The sequence below is a fragment of the Bifidobacterium hominis genome, from assembly GCF_040095915.1.
GTDB lineage: Bacteria > Actinomycetota > Actinomycetes > Actinomycetales > Bifidobacteriaceae > Bifidobacterium > Bifidobacterium hominis.
In genome coordinates, this window is the sequence record NZ_JBBMFR010000002.1 from 216,741 (window position 1) to 239,837 (window position 23,097).

The 23,097-nt window shown below is 56.2% G+C and carries 15 protein-coding genes and 1 tRNA gene; 2 read left to right on the top strand and 14 right to left on the bottom strand.

Going from position 1 to position 23,097, the window contains the following annotated elements; translation table 11 throughout:
- Positions 1 to 32: 32 nt before the first annotated feature.
- From whiA to WMO36_RS02450, 10 genes are all read right to left on the bottom strand, one after another.
- Entirely contained in the window at positions 33 to 983 is a 951-nt protein-coding gene (gene whiA, locus WMO36_RS02405) for a DNA-binding protein WhiA (RefSeq protein WP_099571842.1), read from the bottom strand.
- A gap of 149 nt (positions 984 to 1,132) precedes the next feature.
- Positions 1,133 to 2,068 (bottom strand): RNase adapter RapZ, encoded by a 936-nt coding sequence (gene rapZ / locus WMO36_RS02410; protein ID WP_099595598.1) that lies wholly within the window; start codon positions 2,066 to 2,068, stop codon positions 1,133 to 1,135.
- The gene (locus WMO36_RS02415; RefSeq protein WP_349076642.1) at positions 2,068 to 3,012 is read right to left on the bottom strand and encodes a shikimate dehydrogenase family protein; all 945 of its coding nucleotides are present in this window, start codon (positions 3,010 to 3,012) and stop codon (positions 2,068 to 2,070) included. Before WMO36_RS02415 ends, rapZ begins: the two co-directional genes overlap by 1 nt.
- 66 nt (positions 3,013 to 3,078) lie before the next feature.
- Positions 3,079 to 5,349 (bottom strand): excinuclease ABC subunit UvrC, encoded by a 2,271-nt coding sequence (gene uvrC, locus WMO36_RS02420; RefSeq protein WP_435374472.1) that lies wholly within the window; start codon positions 5,347 to 5,349, stop codon positions 3,079 to 3,081.
- 53 nt (positions 5,350 to 5,402) lie between these two features.
- Positions 5,403 to 8,390: an excinuclease ABC subunit UvrA gene (uvrA, locus tag WMO36_RS02425; protein WP_349076645.1), complete on the bottom strand. Its 2,988-nt coding sequence runs from the start codon at positions 8,388 to 8,390 to the stop codon at positions 5,403 to 5,405.
- Between the two features lie 48 nt (positions 8,391 to 8,438).
- Complete coding sequence (locus tag WMO36_RS02430; RefSeq protein WP_302146865.1) at positions 8,439 to 11,924, bottom strand: ATP-binding protein; 3,486 nt, start codon at positions 11,922 to 11,924, stop codon at positions 8,439 to 8,441.
- Positions 11,924 to 12,619 carry a DUF4194 domain-containing protein gene (locus WMO36_RS02435; RefSeq protein WP_435374473.1) on the bottom strand — a complete coding sequence of 232 codons (696 nt, stop codon included), beginning with the start codon at positions 12,617 to 12,619 and terminating at the stop codon, positions 11,924 to 11,926. The genes WMO36_RS02430 and WMO36_RS02435 overlap by 1 nt, the downstream gene beginning before the upstream one ends.
- A gap of 89 nt (positions 12,620 to 12,708) precedes the next feature.
- Positions 12,709 to 14,205, bottom strand: coding sequence for a DUF3375 domain-containing protein (locus tag WMO36_RS02440; protein ID WP_144090333.1), 1,497 nt, complete (start codon positions 14,203 to 14,205; stop codon positions 12,709 to 12,711).
- Between the two features lie 532 nt (positions 14,206 to 14,737).
- Positions 14,738 to 14,813, bottom strand: a tRNA-Gly gene (locus WMO36_RS02445).
- 322 nt (positions 14,814 to 15,135) lie between these two features.
- A complete protein-coding gene (locus tag WMO36_RS02450; RefSeq protein WP_099595659.1) occupies positions 15,136 to 15,513 on the bottom strand; it encodes an MGMT family protein in 378 nt (125 codons plus the stop codon).
- Positions 15,514 to 15,743: 230 nt separating this feature from the next.
- Here WMO36_RS02450 and WMO36_RS02455 point away from each other — a divergent pair, with 230 nt between their 5' ends.
- Positions 15,744 to 17,345, top strand: a complete 1,602-nt coding sequence (locus WMO36_RS02455; protein ID WP_099571835.1) for an ABC-F family ATP-binding cassette domain-containing protein — start codon at positions 15,744 to 15,746, stop codon at positions 17,343 to 17,345.
- A 328-nt stretch (positions 17,346 to 17,673) separates the two neighbouring features.
- On the opposite strand, the gene WMO36_RS02460 is transcribed toward WMO36_RS02455, so the two are convergent.
- From WMO36_RS02460 to WMO36_RS02475, 4 genes are all read right to left on the bottom strand, one after another.
- Complete coding sequence (locus tag WMO36_RS02460) at positions 17,674 to 19,092, bottom strand: C1 family peptidase (protein WP_349076650.1); 1,419 nt, start codon at positions 19,090 to 19,092, stop codon at positions 17,674 to 17,676.
- Positions 19,085 to 19,861 (bottom strand): MazG nucleotide pyrophosphohydrolase domain-containing protein, encoded by a 777-nt coding sequence (locus WMO36_RS02465; RefSeq protein WP_144164058.1) that lies wholly within the window; start codon positions 19,859 to 19,861, stop codon positions 19,085 to 19,087. Before WMO36_RS02465 ends, WMO36_RS02460 begins: the two co-directional genes overlap by 8 nt.
- A 305-nt stretch (positions 19,862 to 20,166) precedes the next feature.
- Positions 20,167 to 21,195 carry a cation diffusion facilitator family transporter gene (locus WMO36_RS02470; RefSeq protein WP_004222025.1) on the bottom strand — a complete coding sequence of 343 codons (1,029 nt, stop codon included), beginning with the start codon at positions 21,193 to 21,195 and terminating at the stop codon, positions 20,167 to 20,169.
- A gap of 96 nt (positions 21,196 to 21,291) precedes the next feature.
- Positions 21,292 to 21,717 carry a GtrA family protein gene (locus WMO36_RS02475; RefSeq protein ID WP_226678356.1) on the bottom strand — a complete coding sequence of 142 codons (426 nt, stop codon included), beginning with the start codon at positions 21,715 to 21,717 and terminating at the stop codon, positions 21,292 to 21,294.
- A gap of 173 nt (positions 21,718 to 21,890) precedes the next feature.
- On the opposite strand from WMO36_RS02475, the gene WMO36_RS02480 reads away from it, so the two are divergent.
- Complete coding sequence (locus WMO36_RS02480; RefSeq protein ID WP_004222020.1) at positions 21,891 to 23,021, top strand: 5-methyltetrahydropteroyltriglutamate--homocysteine S-methyltransferase; 1,131 nt, start codon at positions 21,891 to 21,893, stop codon at positions 23,019 to 23,021.
- Positions 23,022 to 23,097 lie beyond the last annotated feature (76 nt).

Genomic DNA, 23,097 nt, shown 5'->3' on the forward strand with positions numbered 1-23,097 from the left:
AAACAGGCATGGTGTTTCGTGCAAAAACTCAATCAGACCGACTGTCGGCGCGCCTTCTCGGTTTTTTCGGCGAGCTGCAGCAGTCGGCGAATGCGACCGGCGATGGCATCCTTGGTAATCGGAGGATCGGCCAAACGTCCCAGCTGTTCCAACGACGCATCCGCATGATCGAGACGGAGCTGGCCCGCAGACTTGAGGTTATCGGGAATATCGTCGCCGAGGATTTCAAATGCCTGATGCACCTTATCACATGCTTCCGCGGCCGCCTTGGCGCTGCGGCGCATGTTGGCGTCGTCGAAGTTGGCCAAACGATTCGCCTTGCCTCGCGCTTCGCCGTCGGAACGCTTTCCGGTCCATTCGCGTGCTGAACGCGGGGCACCCATAAGGATGAGCATGCGTTCGATGGCATCAGGGTCACGCAGGGTCACGCGCTCGGAGCTGCGCAGCTTACGTGGCTTGGCGGTGATGCCCAAGCGTCGTGCAGTGGAAACCAGCGCCAGAGCGGCCTCATGGTTCGGGCATACGATCTCGAGATAGCTGGCCTTGCCCGGGTCGGACAGGCGGCCGTTCGCAAGGAACGCGCCACGCCATGCAGCTTTGATCTGCGCGATCTTGCCGTTGACGATATCGCTCGGCAGGCCAAGCACCATGTTCTTCGTGTAGCGGCTGTATAGACCGGTCTGCAGCACAAGTGCCGCACTGCCCTTCGGCACGCGGATCACATAACGCTGCACCGTACCGGTCGGCGTTTGCCTAGAGACAGGAGTGAGCGTGGCTTCGTGGCCATACAGGTTCTTGATGGTGTCTTGCAGCCAAGTGGCCGCATCTTGGGAGTCGAGCTGCACCTGCACAAGAATGTGGTGATCCACCGAGTGCAAACCATTGCCGAACCGAATCATTGCCGTAGCCTGCGCCTTTTTAGCGATTGGCAATTCATTGTCGATTGCGGACAGCTCGCTTTTGACGTCATCCAGAAGAGCCAAGAGCCAACCTCCTACCTTGCTGTTCTTCCCTAAATTTCAGGCGAGTCGCGGAATCACTCCGCACCGCCACGGCTTACTGTGATACCGAATATCTTGGACAATCACAGCTTGATTTCTTTATATATGGACACTATTTTCTCATAATACGATCATTTTTCCGCTGACCGCTTATCAAGCTCACGTGCGGAAACGGAAACCGATAGCCCCCTCGCACGCAGGCGCTTGGCCAAGGCCTCGCTCATCGCAACGGAACGATGCTGTCCTCCGGTGCAACCGATTGCAATCGTCACATAATGCTTGTCTTCCTGCGCATACCCTTCGATCGCAATCGCAATCGCTTTTTCGTATGCGTCAAGGAAATCGGCGGCACCTTCGCTGGAAAGCACGTAATCGCTGACTGCCTTGTCTCGTCCGGTGAGCGAACGCAACTCCGGAACCCAGAATGGGTTCGGCAGGAATCTCACGTCGGCGACAAAATCGGCGTCGATGGGAATACCATATTTGAAACCGAAACTGAAGATGTGTACGGAAACCGTGGTCGGCCCAGATCCAAGCATGGCCTCATATAATTTCGTGGACAGCTGATGGATGCTCAACGACGACGTGTCAATGACGATGTCCGCACGCTCCTTGAGATTCTCAAGAAGGTCACGCTCCTCGAGAATGCCGTCGATCAGCCGGTTGCCCTGTTGCAACGGATGCGGCCTGCGTACGGATTCGTATCGTTTGATCAACACCTCGTTGCTGGCGTCGAGGAACAGGATGCGTGTTTTCACACCAAGATCATCCAAATGGCTGAGCACCGCGGACAGATCGGCGAAATAATCGCGGGAACGCACATCCACGACTGCCGCAAGCTTATGGATGTTGGATCCGGTGGTCATCATCATGTCGACCAGCGGCACCAACAGTTTGGGAGGCATGTTATCGACCACATACCAGCCCATATCCTCAATACTGTTGGCCGCATGTGATCGCCCCGCACCACTCATGCCGGTGATTAGCAATACTTCAAAACCTTCGGCAGGCGAAGGAGCGCTGGCATGCGTGCCATTCGCTTGTGCGTCGATATCTTCCTGTGTCATCACAGAGCCTCCTCAAGTGCGATGCGCATGGCTTGTTCCAACCGCGCGGTGCGGTCCTGATTAATCATGCCACTCGGCGGATCATTATTCCAGATTCCCGTCATCAGGCAAACCTGCACCATTGCTTGGTACAATAGCATTTCCTCGCCGCCGATGGCGGTTCCTCCCCTTTGACGCCAAGCTTGCATCAGTTTGGTAGGACGTGGATCGTACACGACATCAAGCAATGTTCCACCCATGTTCGCATTTGACGTTTCCAAAGCTTCGGCGATACTGTCCGCAGCCAGACCAGGGATGGTGTTTACCGCCATATCTGCATGGCGTAACGCCTCAACAGCATGATCCATTCCGACAATGGTTATCGGGCGTTCCGACGGCAAATATCGTTCGGCAAGAGGTTTGAGAGCGGTATTCTTTTCGGGATGGCGAGCTACGACGATGACATGTCCGATTGCGGGGGATTCAACGCACGCGGCCAACGCTGACGTCGCCGTGTTGCCGTTGCCGATGATCACGGCCGTTCCCGAACGGTCCGTCTTCGATTTCGTCCTGCGCGCCTGATACGAGTGTTCGAAAGCGAGCTCGATGCCTCGCACATCCGTGTTATACAGCTTGATGGCGGGAAGATTCGGATTGCCGTTGACGCAGGTCCCGTTCCAATCGAACACCGCGGTGTTGGCTACCATAAGTTCCTTCGCCCACATATTGCAGGGCGTACCATACGGTTGGATTGTTTTCTTCAATGGCATGGTCAGACTGAGACCAGCCCAAGTCGGGTCAAGCGATTCGAGAAAACCTTCAAGATCGGGCTCTCCTACCGCATGCTTGTCGTACACCCAATCATCAAGTCCTAACGCCTGATAAGCGGCATTGTGCAGCACTGGAGACAACGAATGCGCGATCGGCTTGCCCAAAACCGCGCACCGATGATTGACCTCAGTCATATTCCCTCCCTTAATACTCACCGTCATCATGCTAGCAATTCGATTATCTTTTTCCGCTACTCAATCCTAATTCATTCCATCCTTCGGGCTATTCGACGAAACTGCATCTTCCGTCGGTCGCTGCCCGTCATGGGCGTGCAACGCCTGATAAATGGCTTCGGCTTTGGCTTTCCCAACGCCTTTGACCTGCTCGAAATCCTCGACATTCGCCTCTCGCATGGCACGAACCGAACCAAAATGGTTCAGCAGACGCTTCTGATACGCCTCTCCGACGCCGGGAATATCGTCCAATGCGGAACGCAATGCACCTTTCCTTCGTGTCTGGCGATGGTAGGTAATGGCGAAACGATGCGACTCGTCACGAACACGTTGCAGTAGATACATGCCTTCGGACTGACGTTTGAGGATGATTGGATAATCGTCGTCCGGAACCCATACCTCTTCCAAACGTTTCGCCAATCCACAGACGGCCACATCATCCACGCCGCAATCCTCAAGTGCTTTCGCTGCCGCCATGACCTGCGGTTTGCCACCGTCAACTACCACGAGATTCGGCTTATAGGCGAAATGATGACGGTTGACGTTCTGCTGCACCGACGGCTCCTCGTCCTGTTCGCCCTGTTCGGATGCTCGTCGTTCGTTGTCCATGCTTTCGCCGGAATCGCCTGCGATATTGCCATGCCGGAATCGACGTGTCAGCGTCTCATACAATGCGCTCAAATCGTCAAGCGCGCCTTGCCCGTCCGCGCCGCGAATGGCGAAACGACGATATTCCGACTTCTTGGCGATCGCATCCTCGAACACTACCATGGAAGCGACCTGGAACGCGCCACCAACGGTATTGGAAATGTCGTAGCATTCGATACGTAACGGCGCCTGTTCAAGCCCAAGCGCCTTGGCGACATCATTCATGGCCGTAGTGCGGGCGCCCATATCGCTGATACGGCTCATTTTGCTGCGCTGCATCGCCTGCTTGGCATTGTCGTTGGCACGGTCCAGGAGTTGCTTTTTGTCTCCCCTGCTGACCACACGAATGCTCACGGCACCGCCGCGCAGTCCGCTGAGCCACGATTCCAACTCCTCACGCCGGGCTGGCTCGATGGGAACGATCACCTCACGCGGCACCGGAGAGATAGGAGCGAGCAAATCCGCACGACCAGTCTGCCCCTGACGTTCATTGCGTTCTCGTGTTGCCTGTGCGCGCGCCAAAGCATTGGTCGCAGTCACGGTTTGCGTTGATCCGATGGCATTACGTTGTTCGGTGACGACGGTTGACTGGGGGACATTGGATGTATCCCCCGCAGTTTCCGAATACACTTGTACGATGAGGTCGGCGATCAGCTCCTCGTCTGTCACATCCTCAACCCGTTCCACGCTCCAATTGCGTTCTCCGCGAATGGAACCGGCACGCACGTAAAACGCATGCACGGATGCTTCCAGCTCATCCGATTCGACGCCGAAAAAGTCGGCATCGACATCGGAATCGAACACTACGGCATTCTGCTCGACCACCGTGGACAGCATTTGGATTTGATCACGCAATCGTGCTGCCTTTTCAAACTCAAGTTCAGCACTTGCTTCTTTCATTTCGCGAGTGAGCTGTGCGATATACGATTTGCCGATGCGACCGGTCAGCACGCCGACGAGCTGCTCGCACATTTTCCGGTGTTCCGCTGCACTGATGCGCCCGACACAAGGTGCCGAACACTTGCCGATCGAAGCCAACAGGCATGGGCGCCGGGTAACTTCCGCCTTGTGATAGACGTTTTGCGAACAGGTGCGCACGGGGAAGGTTTTCAGCAGACGATCAAGACTATGCCGCAAATCCCATACCTTGGCATAGGGGCCGAAATATCTGGTATCACGACGTTTGCGGCTTCTGGTCACCCACACCCTCGGCACGCGCTCTGAGGATGAAATCGCCAAATACGGGTAGGTTTTGTCGTCTCGGAACACGACGTTGAATCGTGGATCAAACTCTTTGATCCACGTGTATTCCAATGTCAATGACTCAAGTTCGGTACCTACGACCGTCCATTCCAGGCTGCGTGCCGTAAGCACCATGGTCTGGGTACGCGGATGCAGCTGATACAACGGCTGGAAGTAGTTGGTCAAACGGTTGCGCAGGTTTTTGGCCTTGCCCACATAAATGACCCTGCCTTCGCCGTCTCGCCACTTATAGACGCCCGGCTGTGCCGGAATATCGGATGTTTTCGGACGAAACAGGTCGCGCGAATCCCCCAGCAGAGGCGCGCCATTCTTGTTAACTCTTCCGCAGGAAGGCGCATTTCCGTCAGAAAGGGCACTCCTTACGGTATCGCTGCTGTCAACGTTCATCTGCTCGGCGGTTTTGCGCCAAACTTCCGGACTGTGACGTTCAATGGGTGTGCTCACAGCATGTCCTTAAGGAATTTGCCGGTCCAGGACCGCTCGCACTGCGCCGCCTGTTCCGGCGTGCCTTCAGTAACGATAGTGCCGCCTCCATCTCCGCCCTCTGGGCCAAGATCAATAAGCCAATCAGCCGATTTGACCACATCGAGATTGTGTTCAATAACGATGACGGTATTGCCTTTGTCTACCAATCCCTGCAGGACAAGCAGTAGTTTGCGCACATCTTCAAAATGTAAGCCTGTGGTAGGTTCATCAAGAATATATACGGTTTTACCCGTAGACCTTCGTTGCAATTCCGTGGCAAGTTTCACTCGCTGCGATTCGCCTCCGGAAAGCGTTGGAGCTGGCTGTCCGAGTCGAATATATCCCAGGCCCACCTGAACGAGCGTGTCGAGATAGCGAGAAATGGAAGGATAGGCCTTGAAGAACTGGGCAGCCTCTTCGATTGGCATGTCAAGCACATCGGCAACGGATTTGCCGTTGTATTTCACTTCCAGCGTTTCGCGATTGTAACGTTTGCCATGGCATTCCTCGCAGTCCACGTACACGTCCGGCAGGAAGTTCATTTCGATTTTCAGCGTGCCGTCGCCGTGGCAGGCTTCGCACCGTCCGCCCTTGATATTGAACGAAAAACGTCCTGGACCATATCCACGTACCTGAGCTTCGGGAGTCTTAGCAAACAACGTGCGGATTTTGTCCCATACTCCGGTATAGGTGGCCGGATTGGAACGAGGGGTACGCCCAATCGGGTTCTGATCGACGTGGATCACTTTGTCGCACTGGTCCACGCCTTCCACCCGGGTATGCTTGCCGGGCACGATGCGTGCGCCGTTAAGTTTGTCGGCAAGCACCGGATACAGAATCTGATTGACCAAAGTGGACTTGCCGGAACCGGAAACACCCGTCACGCAGGTGAAGACTCCCAGTGGGAAATTAACCGTCAGATCCTTCAGATTGTTTTCACGGGCTCCGACCACGCGCAGTTGTTTGGTTTTGCGTACTTTGCGTCGGGACTGTGGCACTTCGATCTTTCTACGACCGGCGATATAGTCTCCTGTAACCGAGCGTGGAGCGTCAATGAGCTTTTTTGCGGGGCCAGAATAGATGACCTCGCCACCATGCTCGCCAGCTCCCGGTCCGATGTCGATGACCCAGTCGGCATTCTTGATGGTGTCCTCATCATGCTCCACGACAATCAGCGTATTGCCGAGATCGCGTAGGTGATGCAACGTGGTGATCAGGCGTTCGTTGTCTCGCTGATGCAAGCCGATGGACGGTTCGTCAAGTACATACATCACGCCCACCAGTCCGGAACCGATCTGCGTCGCCAAACGGATACGCTGTGCCTCGCCGCCAGACAAGGTCTTGGCCGCACGGGACAACGTCAGGTAGTTGAGTCCGACGTCGTTGAGGAATCCAAGGCGGGCACGAATCTCCTTCAGAACTTCGCCTGCGATTTGGGCGGCCGATCCTTCAAGTTGCAAGCCATTCGCCCATGCGAGGCTTTTCTCGGCGGACATGTCACACACGTCGGCGATGGACTCGCCGCCAACGGTCACTGCCAATACCTCAGGGCGAAGTCTACGTCCCTGGCATGCCTGGCATGGCACTTCGCGCATGTACGATTCGTAGTACTGTTTCATCTGGTCGGAATCGGTCTCGTCGTGCCTGCGCATCAGTGTGCGCACTACACCTTCAAAACCGGTGGAGTATTCGCGCATGCGACCCCAACGATTACGATATGAGACTTGAACCTTGAAATCGCGCCCATACATGATGGCCTGACGAGCCTCCTCCGGAAGATCTTTCCAAGGAGTGTCAAGATCGAATCCCATCTCATCGCCGAGCCCCTCAAGCACATGACGGTAATATTCGCCAGTGCCCTTGGTCATGCCCCACGGTTCGATGGCATTCTCATTCAGGGTTTTGCTGGGATCGGGAATCACCAGTTCCGGATCAATCTCCAGCTTGTATCCGATGCCGGTACACACGGGGCAGGCGCCGTACGGCGCATTGAATGAGAATGTACGAGGCTCGATCTCGTCAAGCTCAAGCTGATGGCCGTTCGGACATGCTCGTTTCTCGGAAAACGGCTTGCGGCGGCCGGGATCCTTCTCATCCAAATCCACAAAATCAGCTACAACGATACCCTTGGCGAGTCTCAACGCGGTTTCAATGGAATCGGTCAAACGCTGACGAATGCCGTCTTTGACCACCAGTCGGTCCACCACCACTTCGATGGTGTGCTTCTTCTGCTTGGCAAGTTTGATATCGTCAGACAGCTGCTTCTTCTCGCCGTCGATCAGCACACGCGCGTAGCCGTCGCCTCGTAACAGATCAAGTAAGTCCTCGAACTCTCCTTTACGCCCGCGAACGACCGGCGCGAGTATCTGGAATCGTGTACGTTCCGGATACTGCAGCAGCGCATCCACCATTTGCTGTGGCGTCTGCGCACTTACCAACGCGCCGCATTCCGGGCAATGTGGAACGCCCGTACGCGCGAACAGCAGTCGCAGGTAATCGTAAATCTCCGTAATCGTACCGACCGTCGAACGCGGATTACGATTCGTGGTCTTCTGATCAATCGACACGGCCGGGCTCAAGCCTTCGATGAAATCGACATCCGGCTTGTCCATCTGCCCCAGGAACTGCCTCGCGTACGCCGACAGCGACTCCACATACCTGCGTTGGCCTTCGGCGAACAGCGTGTCGAACGCAAGCGAGGATTTGCCGGAGCCAGACAACCCTGTGAACACCACCATGCGATTGCGTGGAAACTCAAGGTCCACGTTCTTCAGATTATGCTCACGAGCGCCCTGGATGATGATTTTGAGGTCGTTGGGTAGGTGTTTGAGGTCGGCTGTGAGTGATCCGTTTTTTTGTTTGAGGGGGGCCTTTTTGATTTCTTTTGTGAGGAATGCGTCGCTGGTGAGTATGCGTTCGATTATGGTTTCGCCGTTTGTTGTGTTGTTGTGTTTGGTTGTCACGGCTTGCCTCCGCTGTGGGTGTTTTGGGTTCTGGTTGTTTAGGATACCTTATTTTTTATTGTGATTTCGAACGGGTGTTCTATTTGTGGTGTGTTGTTTTTCATTGGTGGTGGGTTGCGTTTCGTTTTGCGCGATGGTCGCGCTGTCGAGTTCCTGCAGGTATGAGTTGCCGGTGGTTGGGTCCTTGTATGCCACGTATGCTCTGTTGGAGACGTTGAGGATTTCCGCGGTTTTGCTTTCCGGGGCGGAGACGATGATTTGGAAGCCGAGTCGTGGCAGTACGGTGAGCGCGCGTTTGGTGTAGCGGCCGTCGGCTTTGATGAGTGCTTCGTCGAGGAAGAGCGTGGTGTAGGTGGGGTGTGCGGTGAGGTCTCCGCCGAGTAGGTAGATGAGGGCTGCACCGTAGACGAATGAGGTGAGTTCTTGCAGGGCTCCGCCGGATTTTCCTCCGGTGGAGCTGATGCGTTCGTCGGGGGCGTTGTTGTGGTGCACGATTGCGTAGAATGAGCTGCGTACGCGTGGGTCGAGGTTGCGTGCGCCGTATTCTTTGATGCCGTTGGCGTCGTGTATTTTTTCGAGTTCGTTGTTCAGTCCGTTGATGAATGTTTCGCAGTTGTTGAATGCTTTGCGTGTTTCTGTGGGGTTGTTGGTTGCGTTGCGTGTCCAGTCTTCGAGTTTTGACAGGATGCGACTGAGGGAGGTTTCGAATTGGCGTTCGGTGGGGCTGAAGGTCACGTCGAGTGATAGTCTGCCGCCTCGTGGGCCGAATTGTTGCTCTTTGAGCATGCTGTTGATGCGGTTGAGCTGTTCTTTGATGTTTTCTTCGTCGGTGCGTAGCGCGCGGTTGAGCTGTTGGAAGCTCATGTAGAGTTTTTTGACGCTGTTGGAGTATTCTTCGTCGGTTGCTGCGCGGGTGACGAGCATGTTGAGTTCGTCGAGTTCGTCGAGGAAGTATCGGTAGTCTTCCACGCTTGCCATGACGGTGTTGTCGTCTGTGGAGTGGTTTTTGAGGTAGTCGTCCATGATGCGTTCCGTGTCAGCGCGCAGTTGGTTGGCTCTGGCGTTGATTTCTTGGATTCGTGTGCGTGCGATGCGTGATATGTTGCGTAGCACGCGCGTGTGGAATGGTGTTTCGTTTTCATGGTCGAAGAGGCCTGCGATGAGTTTCGGCCGGTCTTGCGCGTGCACGGATGCGCCGAAGCAGCTGTCGTATGCGTCGGCGAGTAGGTTCGACACCATGCTGGATAGTGTGGAGTCATCAAAATCGGTGTTGCCATGGGCGTCGAGCCATGATTGTTCGGCTTGGACGGCGTGTTGGGCGTTGTCAAGGTCGTTTTCGGCTTGATACTGGTTTTTGTTTTCGGCGGTGGCTTGTTGGCTGAGCTGTTTCAGCTCGGCTTGCAGTTGGCCGAGTTCCGGGTTGCCTTCGATGCGTTCGATCTGCTTGCGGATTCGTGTTTCCTGTTCCTGCAGTCCGTCCACGTCGATTTTGTTCCATGGCATGTCGGCTATGATTCGTGCGAGCTCATGCTCGTCTTGCAGCAGGCTGATGGCGTTGGACATTTGTTCGATTTGACGGTCGGCGTCGTTCAACGCCCGTTCGGCCTTGTCGAGCTGGTTTTTCAGTTCGGCCAAGTATTGTTCGTTCATGAAGCCGATGACTTGGTGCAGTCCTTTGCTGCCGTGGAATCCACGGTCGCCGGATTTGATCTGACCGTCGGCCTGCACCTGTCGTTCACTGCGGTTCGAATCGTCGATGGCATGAACGCAACGCGCGTCGAAGTGCGGTGACGTCGTCTGCGTTTTCAGCCATCCGACGAACGGCGAATCCTCCCGATACTGCAGTTTCGACGACATCCAGCCCTCACTGCTGGAGGAATCGTATCGCATGCCGGTATCGACGAACCGCCAGGTGCGGCGCGTCATGAGGTTCGGGTCGATGGCGCTGATCTTCGCCGCGAATCCTTGTTCGTGGCGTTTGTCGACGAGAATGGTTTGCGCGATGGGCGCGTAGGCGACGTTCATTGCCAAGCGCCACTGTTCATTCTGTTCGTTCACGTCCATCAGTTCGGCCACATACGGCAGTTCAGACGCGTCCAGTCCGGTCGCCCGCATGATGAGCGTGCGCGCGTCGTCCATATCGTCGCTGATGCGTGTTTTGTGCGCGAGCTTGCGCTGGTAGTCCCGTCGTAGGATGTCACGGTCGCGCTGCCGGTCGTGACGCTCCCCCACCAATTGTCGGAATTTGACGTTCGCATCCCGCAGTCGTTCCTCATACGCGTCGAACGTTTCGGCAAGTATGGCGCGTTTGGCGTCCCATGCCTGCTCGCTATCGGGAAGCCTGTATTCGACCTGTTCGAATCGTTCGGCTATGGCATGTCGTTGCCTGCGCGCCTCGTCAATGTCCTGGCGCACGCGTTGCAGATCTTTGCCGAGCTGCTGCAGGCTGCCGCCGTCGATGCCGCGGATGCGTTCCTTAATGGCGTCGACTCGCGTGTTGAGCTCGCCGACGCGTTGTTTCGCCCGGTCGATGGCCTCCTGCGATTCCCTGACCTTGCGTTGCATGGCCGGCAGCCCCGCGCGCACTTCGCCGGCCATGCGCGAGCACGCCCATACGGACAGCGTCTCGCCGCCATGCTCGCTGTCAGGATTGATGAGCTCGTATTCGCGTCGTTCGCTGATTTGCTTCGCGTATTCGCCGTAACGTGTCTGAATGTTCTGCAGGATGGCGACGCGGGCCATTTTGTCTTCCATGCTGCGGAAGTTCTCGCTGAACCGGTTATAGTCGTTGACGGTTTCGCGGGCGAGAGGGATGGATTCCGGTATGTCGAGCACGCCCTGTTTGAAAATGTCGTCGAGTTTCGAGGGTGCGTCCGCCGATTGGATTTTATGCAGGAGACGGCAGGCGTCGGCGCTCAATCCCATGTCTTGCCAGACGGAGGCGTGGAAAGCCGCGGCGTTGGCATGCGTGGTGCATTCCGGATAGGTTTTTTCGAACATGGACCGGGTGAATGGCGTGTCGCGGTACTGGTCCATGAGCCGTGGGTCGATGGTTCGATTCCACGTGACATACCGGCGGCGCAGGCCGTCCTGCCCGTCTCCGGCGCTCAGATAGAGGAATTTGCCGCAGGAAAGCAGGCCTCCGTCGGTTTTGTTCACGTATGTGTCGACGATCGCTCCCCAAATGTTCTGCGGAACGCCGTCCGCATCCCTGCCACGCAGGAAGATCGGCGTTTCGCCGTTCTCACTGTCGCTCACGCCGATCATGCCACGCAGATAGGTGTAGTCGTTACGTTCCGAACGACCGGAATTCGACGCCTTATTGTAGGGGGTTCCGGATGGGTAAAGCAGCGAGATCTGCGCGTCGACGAGAGTAGATTTGCCTGATTCGCTGGCGCCGGCGAGCAGCGTCACAGGCATGATGTCGTCCATGGATGGGCGGAATTCATGCCAGCCTCCATAGGAGCCCCAGTTGACGATCTGTCGGCTTTGCAGCATCCACCTGTCGGAAACGATCTTCATGCCGTCTGCCATCAGTGCTCCTCCTCATCGAAACGGTCGTCGTCGATGTTGAAATCGAATGCGTCTTGTTCCATGCCGGCCGTCATCCTGTCGTCCGTACCGGCAATGTCGTTGTCGTCGGCGGGTGCGCTCCCGTCCGCGGCTCCGGATCCGAGCCACTGGTCGGCAAGATTCCTGTCAAGCACCATGGGCACCAGGGGCGTGAGAACGTACATGTCGTCGTCTTCGGCTGGCGCGAGATACCCATAGGTACGCATGCGCGAGACGATGGACGTGATCTTCCTCGCCGTGCCCTCCTCGTCGTTGCTGGCGGTGAGGAATCCCGCGCCGGTGGCGAGTAGCGCGCGGATGTCGTCGAAACTGATGAGCCAATCGCACGGTTCGGCGTTCTGGTTCTCGTATTCCAACACCTTGATGCGAAGCGCGGCAAGCGTGGCGGCCTCCTCGCGGGTCAGGCTCATGCGTGTTTTCAACGAACGGATGCTTGTTTCCGAATCGGTGACCGGCGACGCGTACATGATGTGATATTTCGTATTGTCGACCAGTCTGAGCATGTCGTTGTTGAGCGAACGTTCCACAGCCTCGCGGTGCTCGCAGGCATGGTCGTACAGGCTTCCATCGATGTAACGTTCGCGTTTGAGCGCGATCGCTGCCATGCGCGCCTCGATGGGCATGTCGCCGGTATCGCCGTTGAACAGCGCGGGCATGGCCTGCGGACTGTCCGATCCTTCGAACGACGGTTCGTTTCCCGTCGGTGTCTCTTCTTCGATGCTGGTTTCGATGTCGTCCGTCATGCTTATTTCTCCTCGATGATGTCGTCGAGCGTTGCTTCGGTGGTGAGAATGGGTTTGGTGCGCCATACGCGTTCGCTGCCGTCGATCGATACGCAGTGCCATGTCACGTATGACGAGTCGTCCTGCGTGCGCAGGGCGCTGAGGAAGCCGACCAGTTCGCTCTCCCTCCGTTCGTTTTTCGGCAGCCGGTTGAAGCTTTCCGCAAGATCCACGAACATGCCGTCCGATGTCGTCGCCGGATTGCGGCGAATAAGCCTGATCATGCGTGTCAGACGCGGACCGCATATTTCGACCATGTTCTTGAGGTCGGGCGCTTCGACGGTCGCCGTTGGAGCGTCGTTCAGACTGGACGATATGGCTCGCGCCATTGACTTGGCCGGCCGTGACGGCAATGCTTGGAACTGCGCCTGCCCCGCGCCCGTATGGTAGGGGCGTGACGGATCGTTGGGATTGGCTTTGGCTTCGGCGCTGGTCTTCGCGAACAGCTGGTTGAGTTTGACGAGCATGGTCCGGTAGCTGGTGTCCGTCTGCTGGCGTACAAGACGGCTGACCGCCTCATCGGACGTGCGGATCTGCCGGCGCACGTCTTCGATACCCTCGTAGATGCGTTTGAGTTCGGAACGCACCTGATTGAGCAGCACGCTCGGCTCGCCATCCAAATACGGGTTTCTGGCAATGTCTCGCACTGCATCGTCGATTTCGCGCCTGCCCTCGTCGGTGACGATGACCTGGAACGCGTCTTCGAAACGGCGTCCGCTGTCGGATTCGCGGAACGCTCGTCGATATTCGTCATGGTATGCGGTGAGGATGCTTTCCACGCTCAGAGCGCCGGCCTGCATGCGCCGGCGTAGCGCGTCGCCGTTGTCCCGTTCGGACAGGGCAAGCTCACGCAGATCGATGGGCACGCCACGCAGAGTGTTGTGAATCACGCCGATGATGTCGCCGACCTGTTCGGACGTGAGCTTCTCCAGAGCCTCGCTATGCTCCAGTTCGTCGATCTCCTTCTGCCGTTCCTCGATGTCTTTCTTCAGCAGGCGGATGCGTTCACGCGGATCAGCGGTCAACTGCATGCGCGCGTTTTCGATTTCCATGATGATGCTGTTGGCCTGCGCGCCGGACAACGCTTTCGTGGTGTCTTCAAGCCTATCGAGCGCTTCGATGGCGCGGTGCGCTCGCGCGGTGAGCCGGTACAGGTAGCGATGCGAGGCCACATCCATGGAATTGGCGAGCCAGGCGTAGTCGCTCTCCCCCTCGCGGGTAAGGTCAAGCAGGATCGAATGTGCGGCGTCGCGTGCGGTTTGTCCGTCTTTCAACGTGTGGCCGCCGGTTTCGATAAGCCTGTTGAGGCTGCGTACGAACCGCTCTTCTACGATTTCGCGCGGCAGTTCACCGGTCAACGGGTCGAATGTGGATCGCAACAGTGCGACATACAGCATGGAATTGGCGCGCAGCAGCAACCGTAGCACGCCGGTTTCGTATACGGGTCGGAGTCGCTCCATCTCCCGTCTGATTTCAGCCAACAATACGCCTTTCCACGTGTTCCGATGCCTTGACGCAAGTCTTTATTGTAAACGAAAACATGAAAAAGACGCCGCATTTACAGTACGAATGCGACGTCTTTCCCATGTTTACGAAAGAGGGAAACCTACCTCCGTCCAGTTTCAGGCTAGATGCTCATGCTCATGAGCTGGGCCGCGTACTCCTCCACTAGTTCGCTGTCCCGTTCCGTCCACTCGTGGCTGGCGGAATCGTCCGGCACGAAAATAATGTCGCTGTTCTCATTCATTTGTTTTTACCTCCGTCCGTTCCGCTCTTCCCCGGCATCGTTGCCTGTTTGGCGGAACCGCTCCAAGTCTCCCGCATGGATTTTCCCTTTTCAAGAGAACGTTCACATTGTGGTCAAACGTTTTTTCAGCGAAGAAGGATCCGGCTCGGATTCGGGACGCGCGATCCGTTGGTCGGATACTTGGTTCTGCAATCCCGCGGTCTTTACCGGGATATGAAAAAAGCTTCCTTTCGGAAGCTTTTTGATGGAGCGGACAACGGGACTCGAACCCGCGGTCTCAACCTTGGCAAGGTTGCGCTTTACCAACTAAGCTATGTCCGCAAGTGCTTTCCACCGTGGTGGGCAACGAGTAGAAAATATACATGAAGCATGCCGACTCTGCAAATTACGGCGTGTCGCGCTATTTTCCAACGATAAAGCCGATATTGCGTCATGGTCCGAGGAGCCGGCGCCAACGATGCGGCCGGCGTTCCGACCGACTTCGTCCCCCCAGTGCGTCCTGCTGTCGAATGCCTTGCCGTTCCGCCATCTGTGCCCCATCGCTCTTCGCATTATGGCAGGCACCCATTATCCAACCGCGGCGGATAAGGCAGATGGCGTTGGGAAAAGCCGAACATAAGCTGTTGACGCGGATCGAAGGCGACTAGGCGTCCCACAGGCAACGGGCGAGATCGACGCGCAGTCCGGAAGCCCCGGCGTTCGAGTCTTTCATCTCGCCCGACTCGCTGAGTTCGGACATGCCCTTCGGGAGTATGAAGGCAACGCCTTCCTCTTCGAGCAGAAGCCGCTGTCTTTCCGGACCGCCGAACGCGAATCCGGGTGCCAACGAACCGTCTCGAAACACCACACGATGACACGGAATCACGCCCGGTTCAGGGTTCGAATGCAGGGCATAGCCGACGAAACGCGCGTTGCGCGGCGCTCCAGCCAAAACCGCAACCTGCCCATAGGTGGCGACTTTGCCCTTTGGAATGCGCCGCACCACCTCATAAACACGCTTATTGAACAGCCCTTTCTCCATCATCGCCCCTTTCCTGGTCGATAAATCCACCATGACTGACCTTACTATGCCCATTATGGTCTTGTTTTTCATGATGGAAGAGGCATGATGAACGTTCCGGTCATTTATGGTTGCGGGCGTTCGGTATGATGTTCGATTGGCGTTTGGCTTTATGAAAACGATGGGCAGGCCGTTATGTGCGGCACGGCCAGTTTGGAACGACAGTAACGAAAGTGCAGAGGTGTTGAGGCATGGCAATTGAAGCGCAGGAGCTTGAGATTCAGATCGGCGCGCGCACGTTGCTGCATCCCACGAATTTCCACGTCGCCAAGGGCGACAAGATCGGTCTGGTCGGACGTAACGGTGCCGGCAAGACCACGCTCACCCGCGTGATCACCGGCGACATGCTGCCCACCGCCGGCAAAGTGCGTGTATCGGGCAAGCTCGGCTATCTGCCACAGGACACGCATGCCGCCGATCCGGAACAGACCGCGCTCGACCGCATGATGAGCGCGCGAGACATCGCATCGATCATCAGTCGTATCCGCAAGGCCGAAAAGGAGATGACCGATCCGGATCCGGACGTCATGACCCGCGCGATGAACCGTTACGACAAGGCCATGCAGGATTTCGAAAAGGCCGGCGGCTATGCGGCGCAATCCGAGGCGACCGCGATGGCCGCAAGCCTCGGTCTGCCGCAGGAGGTCATGGGCCAGCAATTGGGCACGCTTTCCGGCGGCCAGCGTCGTCGTATCGAACTGGCCCGCATCCTGTTCTCCGACGCGGACACGCTGATCCTCGACGAGCCGACCAACCATTTGGACGCCGACTCCATCGAATGGTTGCGCGGCTACCTGAAGAAATACGAGGGTGGATTCCTGGTCATCTCCCACTCCACCGAACTGCTCGACGAAGTGGTCAACAAGGTCTGGCATCTGGACGCGCAGCTCGGCCAGATCGACATGTATTCCCTCGGTTGGAAAGCCTACCTGCACCAGCGTGCTGTGGACGAGGAACGTCGCCGTCGCGAACGTGAAGTGGCAGAGAAGAAGGCGGAACGCCTCATGCAGCAGGGTATCCGCTTGCATGCGAAGGCAACCAAGGCCGTGGCCGCGCAGAACATGATGCGTCGTGCGGAGAAACTTCTCGAGAACACATCCGAGGCACAAAAGCAGGAGAAAGTGGCGGATATTCGGTTCCCGGAGCCGGCTCCGTGCGGTCGCACGCCGATCATGGCGAAGGACGTTTCGAAAGCGTATGGTTCGAACATCGTGTTCGCCGGCGTGAACTTGGCCATTGATAAGGGTTCGCGTGTGGTGATTTTGGGATACAACGGTGCTGGTAAGACCACCACCCTTCGTCTGCTCGCGCATTTGGAAGAGCCGGACACCGGTTCCGTGGATTACGGTCACGGCTGTAAGATCGGCTATTTTGCACAGGAACATGACACGCTTGATTTGAACGCCACGGTGCTCGAAAACCTCATTCACGTGGCCCCGGAACTGAACGATACGCAGGCGCGTTCGATTCTTGGCTCGTTCCTGTTTTCGGGCGATGATGCGTTGAAACCGGCCCGTGTGCTTTCCGGTGGTGAAAAGACCCGCTTGGCGTTGGCGACATTGGTGACGAGCCGTGCGAACGTGCTGCTGCTTGACGAACCGACCAACAATCTTGATCCGGCTTCACGCGATGAGATCCTTAAGGCCATCGCCAAGTATGAAGGCGCCATTGTGCTCGTCACCCACGATGAGGGTGCGGTGCAGGCATTGAACCCTGAACGTGTGCTGCTCATGCCTGACGGCGACGAAGACCTATGGAACGACTCCTATCTGGAACTGGTCGCCGAAGAGTAAACCGAGTAATTCGAGTTTTATTGGGATTGAAAATGCCGGACGCGAGAAACGTCCGGCATTTTCTTTTCGCATGCGCTTCACAAGTATTCGACGACCCACAAACTTGCCTTGGGACCTGCGAACAATCCATGGCTTGCAAGCGGTCCCGACCCATGAATCGCATGTTGATTGCCAATTGTCGGCTTGAGCTAATTTGTTTGTCTGGAAGTCGCCATGCCAATCGTCTGAATCATTTTCGGATTTCGCCACGCATCCCCTAGCCTCCGCGCTCCTCTTGCGAAGGCAGCGCGCGGAACAGGCCAGAGGGACGCGACCTGTGCACAAGCCTTCATCGGCTTCGATTGGTGAGCGGCTCCCAAGGTTCAAGCTCAACCGGCTGATCGGCCAGTATTTCGCGCGTGGCCTCGTCAAGATACTCTTTGCGAATGATCAGTTCGGTAACATAACGGTCGAACCAAGCATCGGACGCCACATAATAGCCATCCTGACCATTATCCTTACCCCAACTGTTCTCCACCTTCCAACGATTCGGGCGACCATCCTCATCTAAATTCACGCCGGTCAAAGTCATGGCATGATTGCTTGGGCAATCGCCATACTCCAACCCCCTAGCCTTGTCGAACGTGAATTCCGTACCGAAAAGCTGGTCAACGCGCACGGTATCGCAATCAAAGAAGCCATCGCCACGCAGCGAAAACTGCATGCAATCACAAGCGAACCAAATCGGATGACCACCACTGATCTGATCCACGGCAGCCTTCTTGAACACGTCAAGAGGCACGTTCACGAACTCCATATCACCCGCCTCAGCCACATTGGCCGAAAAACGAATACGATACCGCTTGCCAAACGGACGGCTTTCCACCGGCACATTGCACAACGTAACCAGATCGTTCACGTCCACCGGCACGTACTTCTTGTAAAACTCCATCGGAGTGATGCCGAACTCACGAATCTGCGGACGCTCATCCTTACCGGTCTTCGCAGCCTTTTCAGACGAACCATCCCCCGCGGTTTTCTTCTTGGCATCATCCTTGTCATCGCTCATACGCGCAAGAAAATCAAAACGCTCCGGAGGCTCCCCCAACGCGATCGCGCACATGCGATACACCGTGGCCATATCCTCATTCTTCAACGCACGCAATTCATCCAACGACGTTCCAGCCGTATGACGGTCACGCAAATCGGATGCGAACTCACGCAGCTTCGTATTCAAATACTGCTTGAACGCATCCGAATTTCTCGAATTAGCCGACTCCGGATAAGCGCTCTTCGGCACCAAACCATACTTGTTCACCAAATCGGCGAACATCTGCCACCAACCACCATCATCGGCCGGACCATAATTAATCGCCTCGAACACACGACTATCCAACGGCTCATCCAACGTGGCAAGCACATTCTCCAAATACGTGTTCGACTTCTCCATCGCATCCCAGAAAAACAGGTAGGTTTCCGAAAACTCGAAGTCCTCCAAATTCCAACGATGCATCAACTCATAACGCAACGTATTAAGCGCCGCAAACATCCAACAACGTCCCGAACTACGCTGATTGGTGATACTCCCCTGCCTCAGTTCAATGGAGAAATCATTCTGCAGTACGCGCTCGCCCTTGTAGTCGGTAGCTGCGGCAAGTACGCCGGACGATACTGCCGCATTGGCGGCCACCAGATTGGCTCGGTCAGCGTTGAAGTCCACGGAATACTGTTTGAGCAGCGCTGGGTCGAGTGCTTTGACATCACTCATGGTTCATGGTCCTTTCGATGTGTTTGATTTCGGATTCTATGCCGCGTAAACGGCAACGCAGGTCGGATTCCACGTCCACGCCGTCGCGTTGCGCCTTGCGTATGATGGCGATGATTTCGTCGGCATAAGGATGGCTGACATCATGCTGTTCGTCCGTCCGTTCTGCGTTTGGATTGAATGCGGTTTCGAGCTGGTCACGATACTGCGATTTGTGCACTCTCGATACGATTTTCGTGGCACGTGGCAGTGCGCCTTGTGCGTGGGAGATGCCTTCGAGCACGGACTTGCGATGCTTCTCTTTCTGCTTCATCGCTTCCCACAGTTTCAGCGTATCTTGTGCGCTTTCCGGTGCCGGTACGGAATCGTCGGCAGCATCGTCTGTTTGGAAGACGTGCGGATGGCGGGTGATGAGCTTGTTGACGAGACGATTGCACACTTCATCGATATTGAACGGATCCTGCGCATCCACGGCACATACTTGCGCTTGGAAGACGGATTGTAGCAGCATGTCGCCGAGCTCCTCGCGCATATTGTCTCGATCGTTCGTTTCCACGGCGTCGATGTATTCGTAGGTTTCTTCCAACAGTGGTTTAAGCAGGCTTGTATTGGTCTGTTCGCCGTCCCAAGGGCATCCGCCTGGTTCGTGCAGAATGCGTACGACTTGCTTGACACGGTCCAACGCGCTAGGTGCATCGCGTACAGGGTCAAGTTTCGAACAATGCTCGAATCCTTCGGGCAACTGGTAATCATCATGTGCAGCTTCAGTCATGCCACCGATTGTTCTCGCATGTGCCGACCATGCAGCTGCAGCCGACAGCGGGCAGATTCCTCCAGTCGGTGGAGGAATCGGTACGTTCACGGTCGCCTCGATGCGGTCGCCGAGGAGCCCAACGACAGGCCACGGATCGGATGCCGGAGAAGATACGTGCGCACAAGCTCAAGGAGACACCTAATAAGAAAGCGTGCGAAAAGGAGGAGCTGGCACTCCGAATTCGTCGGAATGCCAGCTCCTCCTGAAAACCGTATCGTCGCCTCATACTCTACGTCTCATAACCATAGGTACACCGCACACCACTACGAGACGATTTTGTGGTCGGCGCGGTAGAGGTCGGGCTCTACGTAGATTTCGAAACGGAACCACGGCAGCGCGGTACGCACGCTTCGTTCGATTTTGTTCACGGTTTCAACATCGTAATCGCGGTCGAGCTTGCTGGTCTGCACCTTGACGCACAGCAGAATGTCATCCTCGGACATATGCACGGTCTGCATATTCAGCAGTCGTTCCACACCAGGCGTTGAAATAACAGCCTGCTCAATCTTCTTGCGCGTATCCGAATCGACGGCCTCACCAATCAACAGCGAACCGGATTTGAACATGAGCAGCAACGATCCCGCAATCAATACAAGACCAACCATCAAACCGCCGAATGCATCAAATATCTCATTATCAAACAGAATCGCAAGACCGATGCCAGCCCCTGCGAATGCCAAGCCGATCAAAGCAAGCGTGTCTTCCATAATGACGGACGCAAGCTCCGCCGACTTGGTACGCCTCCAAAAACGGAACACACCCATATGGGCCACACCCGTGCGCTCCATACGCTCGTTCGCTTCCTTGATGCTTTGATGCAGGCCGTAGCCTTCCAAACAAGCGCTGATAAACACCACGATAAACGCCACCAGCAGTTCCATCTGGTTGGCGTCACGCAGTGCGGGGTCTTCGGCAATGGCGAACAATTTCTTCACCGCCTCCGAAGTGGAGAAGAAACCACCGACGAAAAACAGCAGCGTCGCCACTACGAACGAAGCGAGATATTTGGCGCGGTACAGACCGAACGGATGATCGCCGTCCGTCTTATGCTTGGAGAAGCGACCGCCTGCCATGAGCACGATTTCGTTGGAACAGTCGGCGATGGAATGCACCGATTCGGAAAGCATCGCGGACGATCCGGTAAAGAACGCCGCAGCGAGCTTGGCGATGGCCACACCAATGTTGGCTCCGAGCGCCGCTTTTACGGCCGCTCCTTGATGTTCTGCCTCCTGTTGGCGAATATCGTTCGGATTGCTCGTACTACTGTCGTTGGAATCTTGCGATTCGTTCATTGCCTTTCCATTTCTTTCTGGAGTTAATACAAGACATATTCAATCATACATAGGGTGCTGTCATAGGGTGCCACCCGGATTGACACGCTTGCAGGTTCAGCGAAAAATCACTTCCTTGCACAGCGGATAGCCCCACGCGAACTGACATGCCATAGTCAGGAACTTCACCAACACCGCATTCCATCCGAATGCGGAAGGCAGCCATGCCAGCATGATCGAACCGAACAGGTAATTCCAAACCCACAGCAGCATGAACAAAGCCACGCTACGGCCGAAATTGCTGGACGATTTGAACGTGACATTGCGGTTCATCAGGAAGTTGTACGAAGCCGACAGCACGATGGCCACGCCGTTCGCGATGGCGGATGGTACGGAAAGCACATGCAGCAAGGTGAACGATCCGAATTCCACAATGGTTTGCGTTGCCGACACCAACAGATATTTGCCGAGCGTTTTCGGCTTTTTCGATGATTCCTGATTGGAGGATTTCGGATTATCCGACGTACCACTTTGCGCTGCCATTGCCTGCCGCCCGGTCCCATCACTCATATCACCCCCCCCCGAATCATATGTCGTTCAATCGCAAAACACTATAATGCGCCCGTCTCATATTCCCGACGTAATCGTGCATTTTTCTGAAGGATTGACTAGTCTTCCCTAGGTATTTTCACTGACAGCACAACAAGGAGCATCCAATGACGTATTCCCAGAACGCGCCGTTCCGCGCCGACGTGGTCGGCTCATACCTGCGTCCGGCAGAACTCAAGCAGGCTCGCGCCGATTTCGCAGCAGGCAAGATTGACGAGGCCGAACTCAAGGCCGTGGAAGATAATGCCATTACCGAACTGGTCGCCAAGCAGAAGGCCGCCGGTCTGCACGTCATCACCGACGGTGAATTCCGCCGTGGCTGGTGGCATCTCGACTGCATGTGGGGCTTCGCCGGCGTGGAAAAGGTGTCGATGGACAAGGGCTATTTCTTCCACGATGAGGAGACCCGCGCCGAATCCGCACGCCTGACCAGCAAGATCGCCTTCGACCCGGCCCACCCGTTCGTTGAGCATTTCAAGTTCATCAAGCAGTTCGAAGACGACACCGCCATTGCACGCCAGACCATTCCGGCTCCGGCACAGCTGTATGCGGAGCTGTTCCGCCCGGAGAACATCGCTTCCGTGCACGAGTTCTACGGCGACACCCAGAAGGATTACGACGAGCTTGCCGACGACAACGCCAAGGCCTTCCATGGTCTGATCATGGCATTGTATGAGGCCGGCTGCCGCAATGTTCAGCTGGATGACTGCACGTGGGGCATGTTCTGTGATCCGAACTTCAACCAGCATTACACCGCCGATGAGTTCGCCGCCATGCAGGAACAGTATGCCGCCATGAACAACGCCGCCATCGAGGATCTGCCAGAGGATCTGGTGATCACCACGCACGACTGCCGTGGCAATTACCACTCCACGTGGGCTTCCGCCGGCGGATACGCCACTGTGGCCGACGTGCTTTTCGGCAAGGAAAACGTCGCCGCCTACTACCTGGAGTTCGACGATGATCGTTCCGGCGACTTCGAGCCGCTCGCCAAGGTTTCCGGAGATAAGAAGGTTGTGCTCGGTCTGATCACTTCCAAGAAGCCGGAACTTGAGGATCCGGAAGTGATCAAGGCTCGCATTGCCGAAGCGGCCCAGTATGTGCCGCTTGACCGCTTGTGCCTGTCCACCCAGTGCGGTTTCGCGTCCACCGAGGAAGGCAACAAGCTTACCGAAGAGCAGCAGTGGGCCAAGATCGCGCTCGTGCAGTCCGTCGCCAAGGACGTATGGGGCGAGTGATGATCGCACACGCGTAGCGCGCTTGTAAAAAACATATAAGGGGCTGTTTGCAATCCAATCGTGACTGGCAAACAGC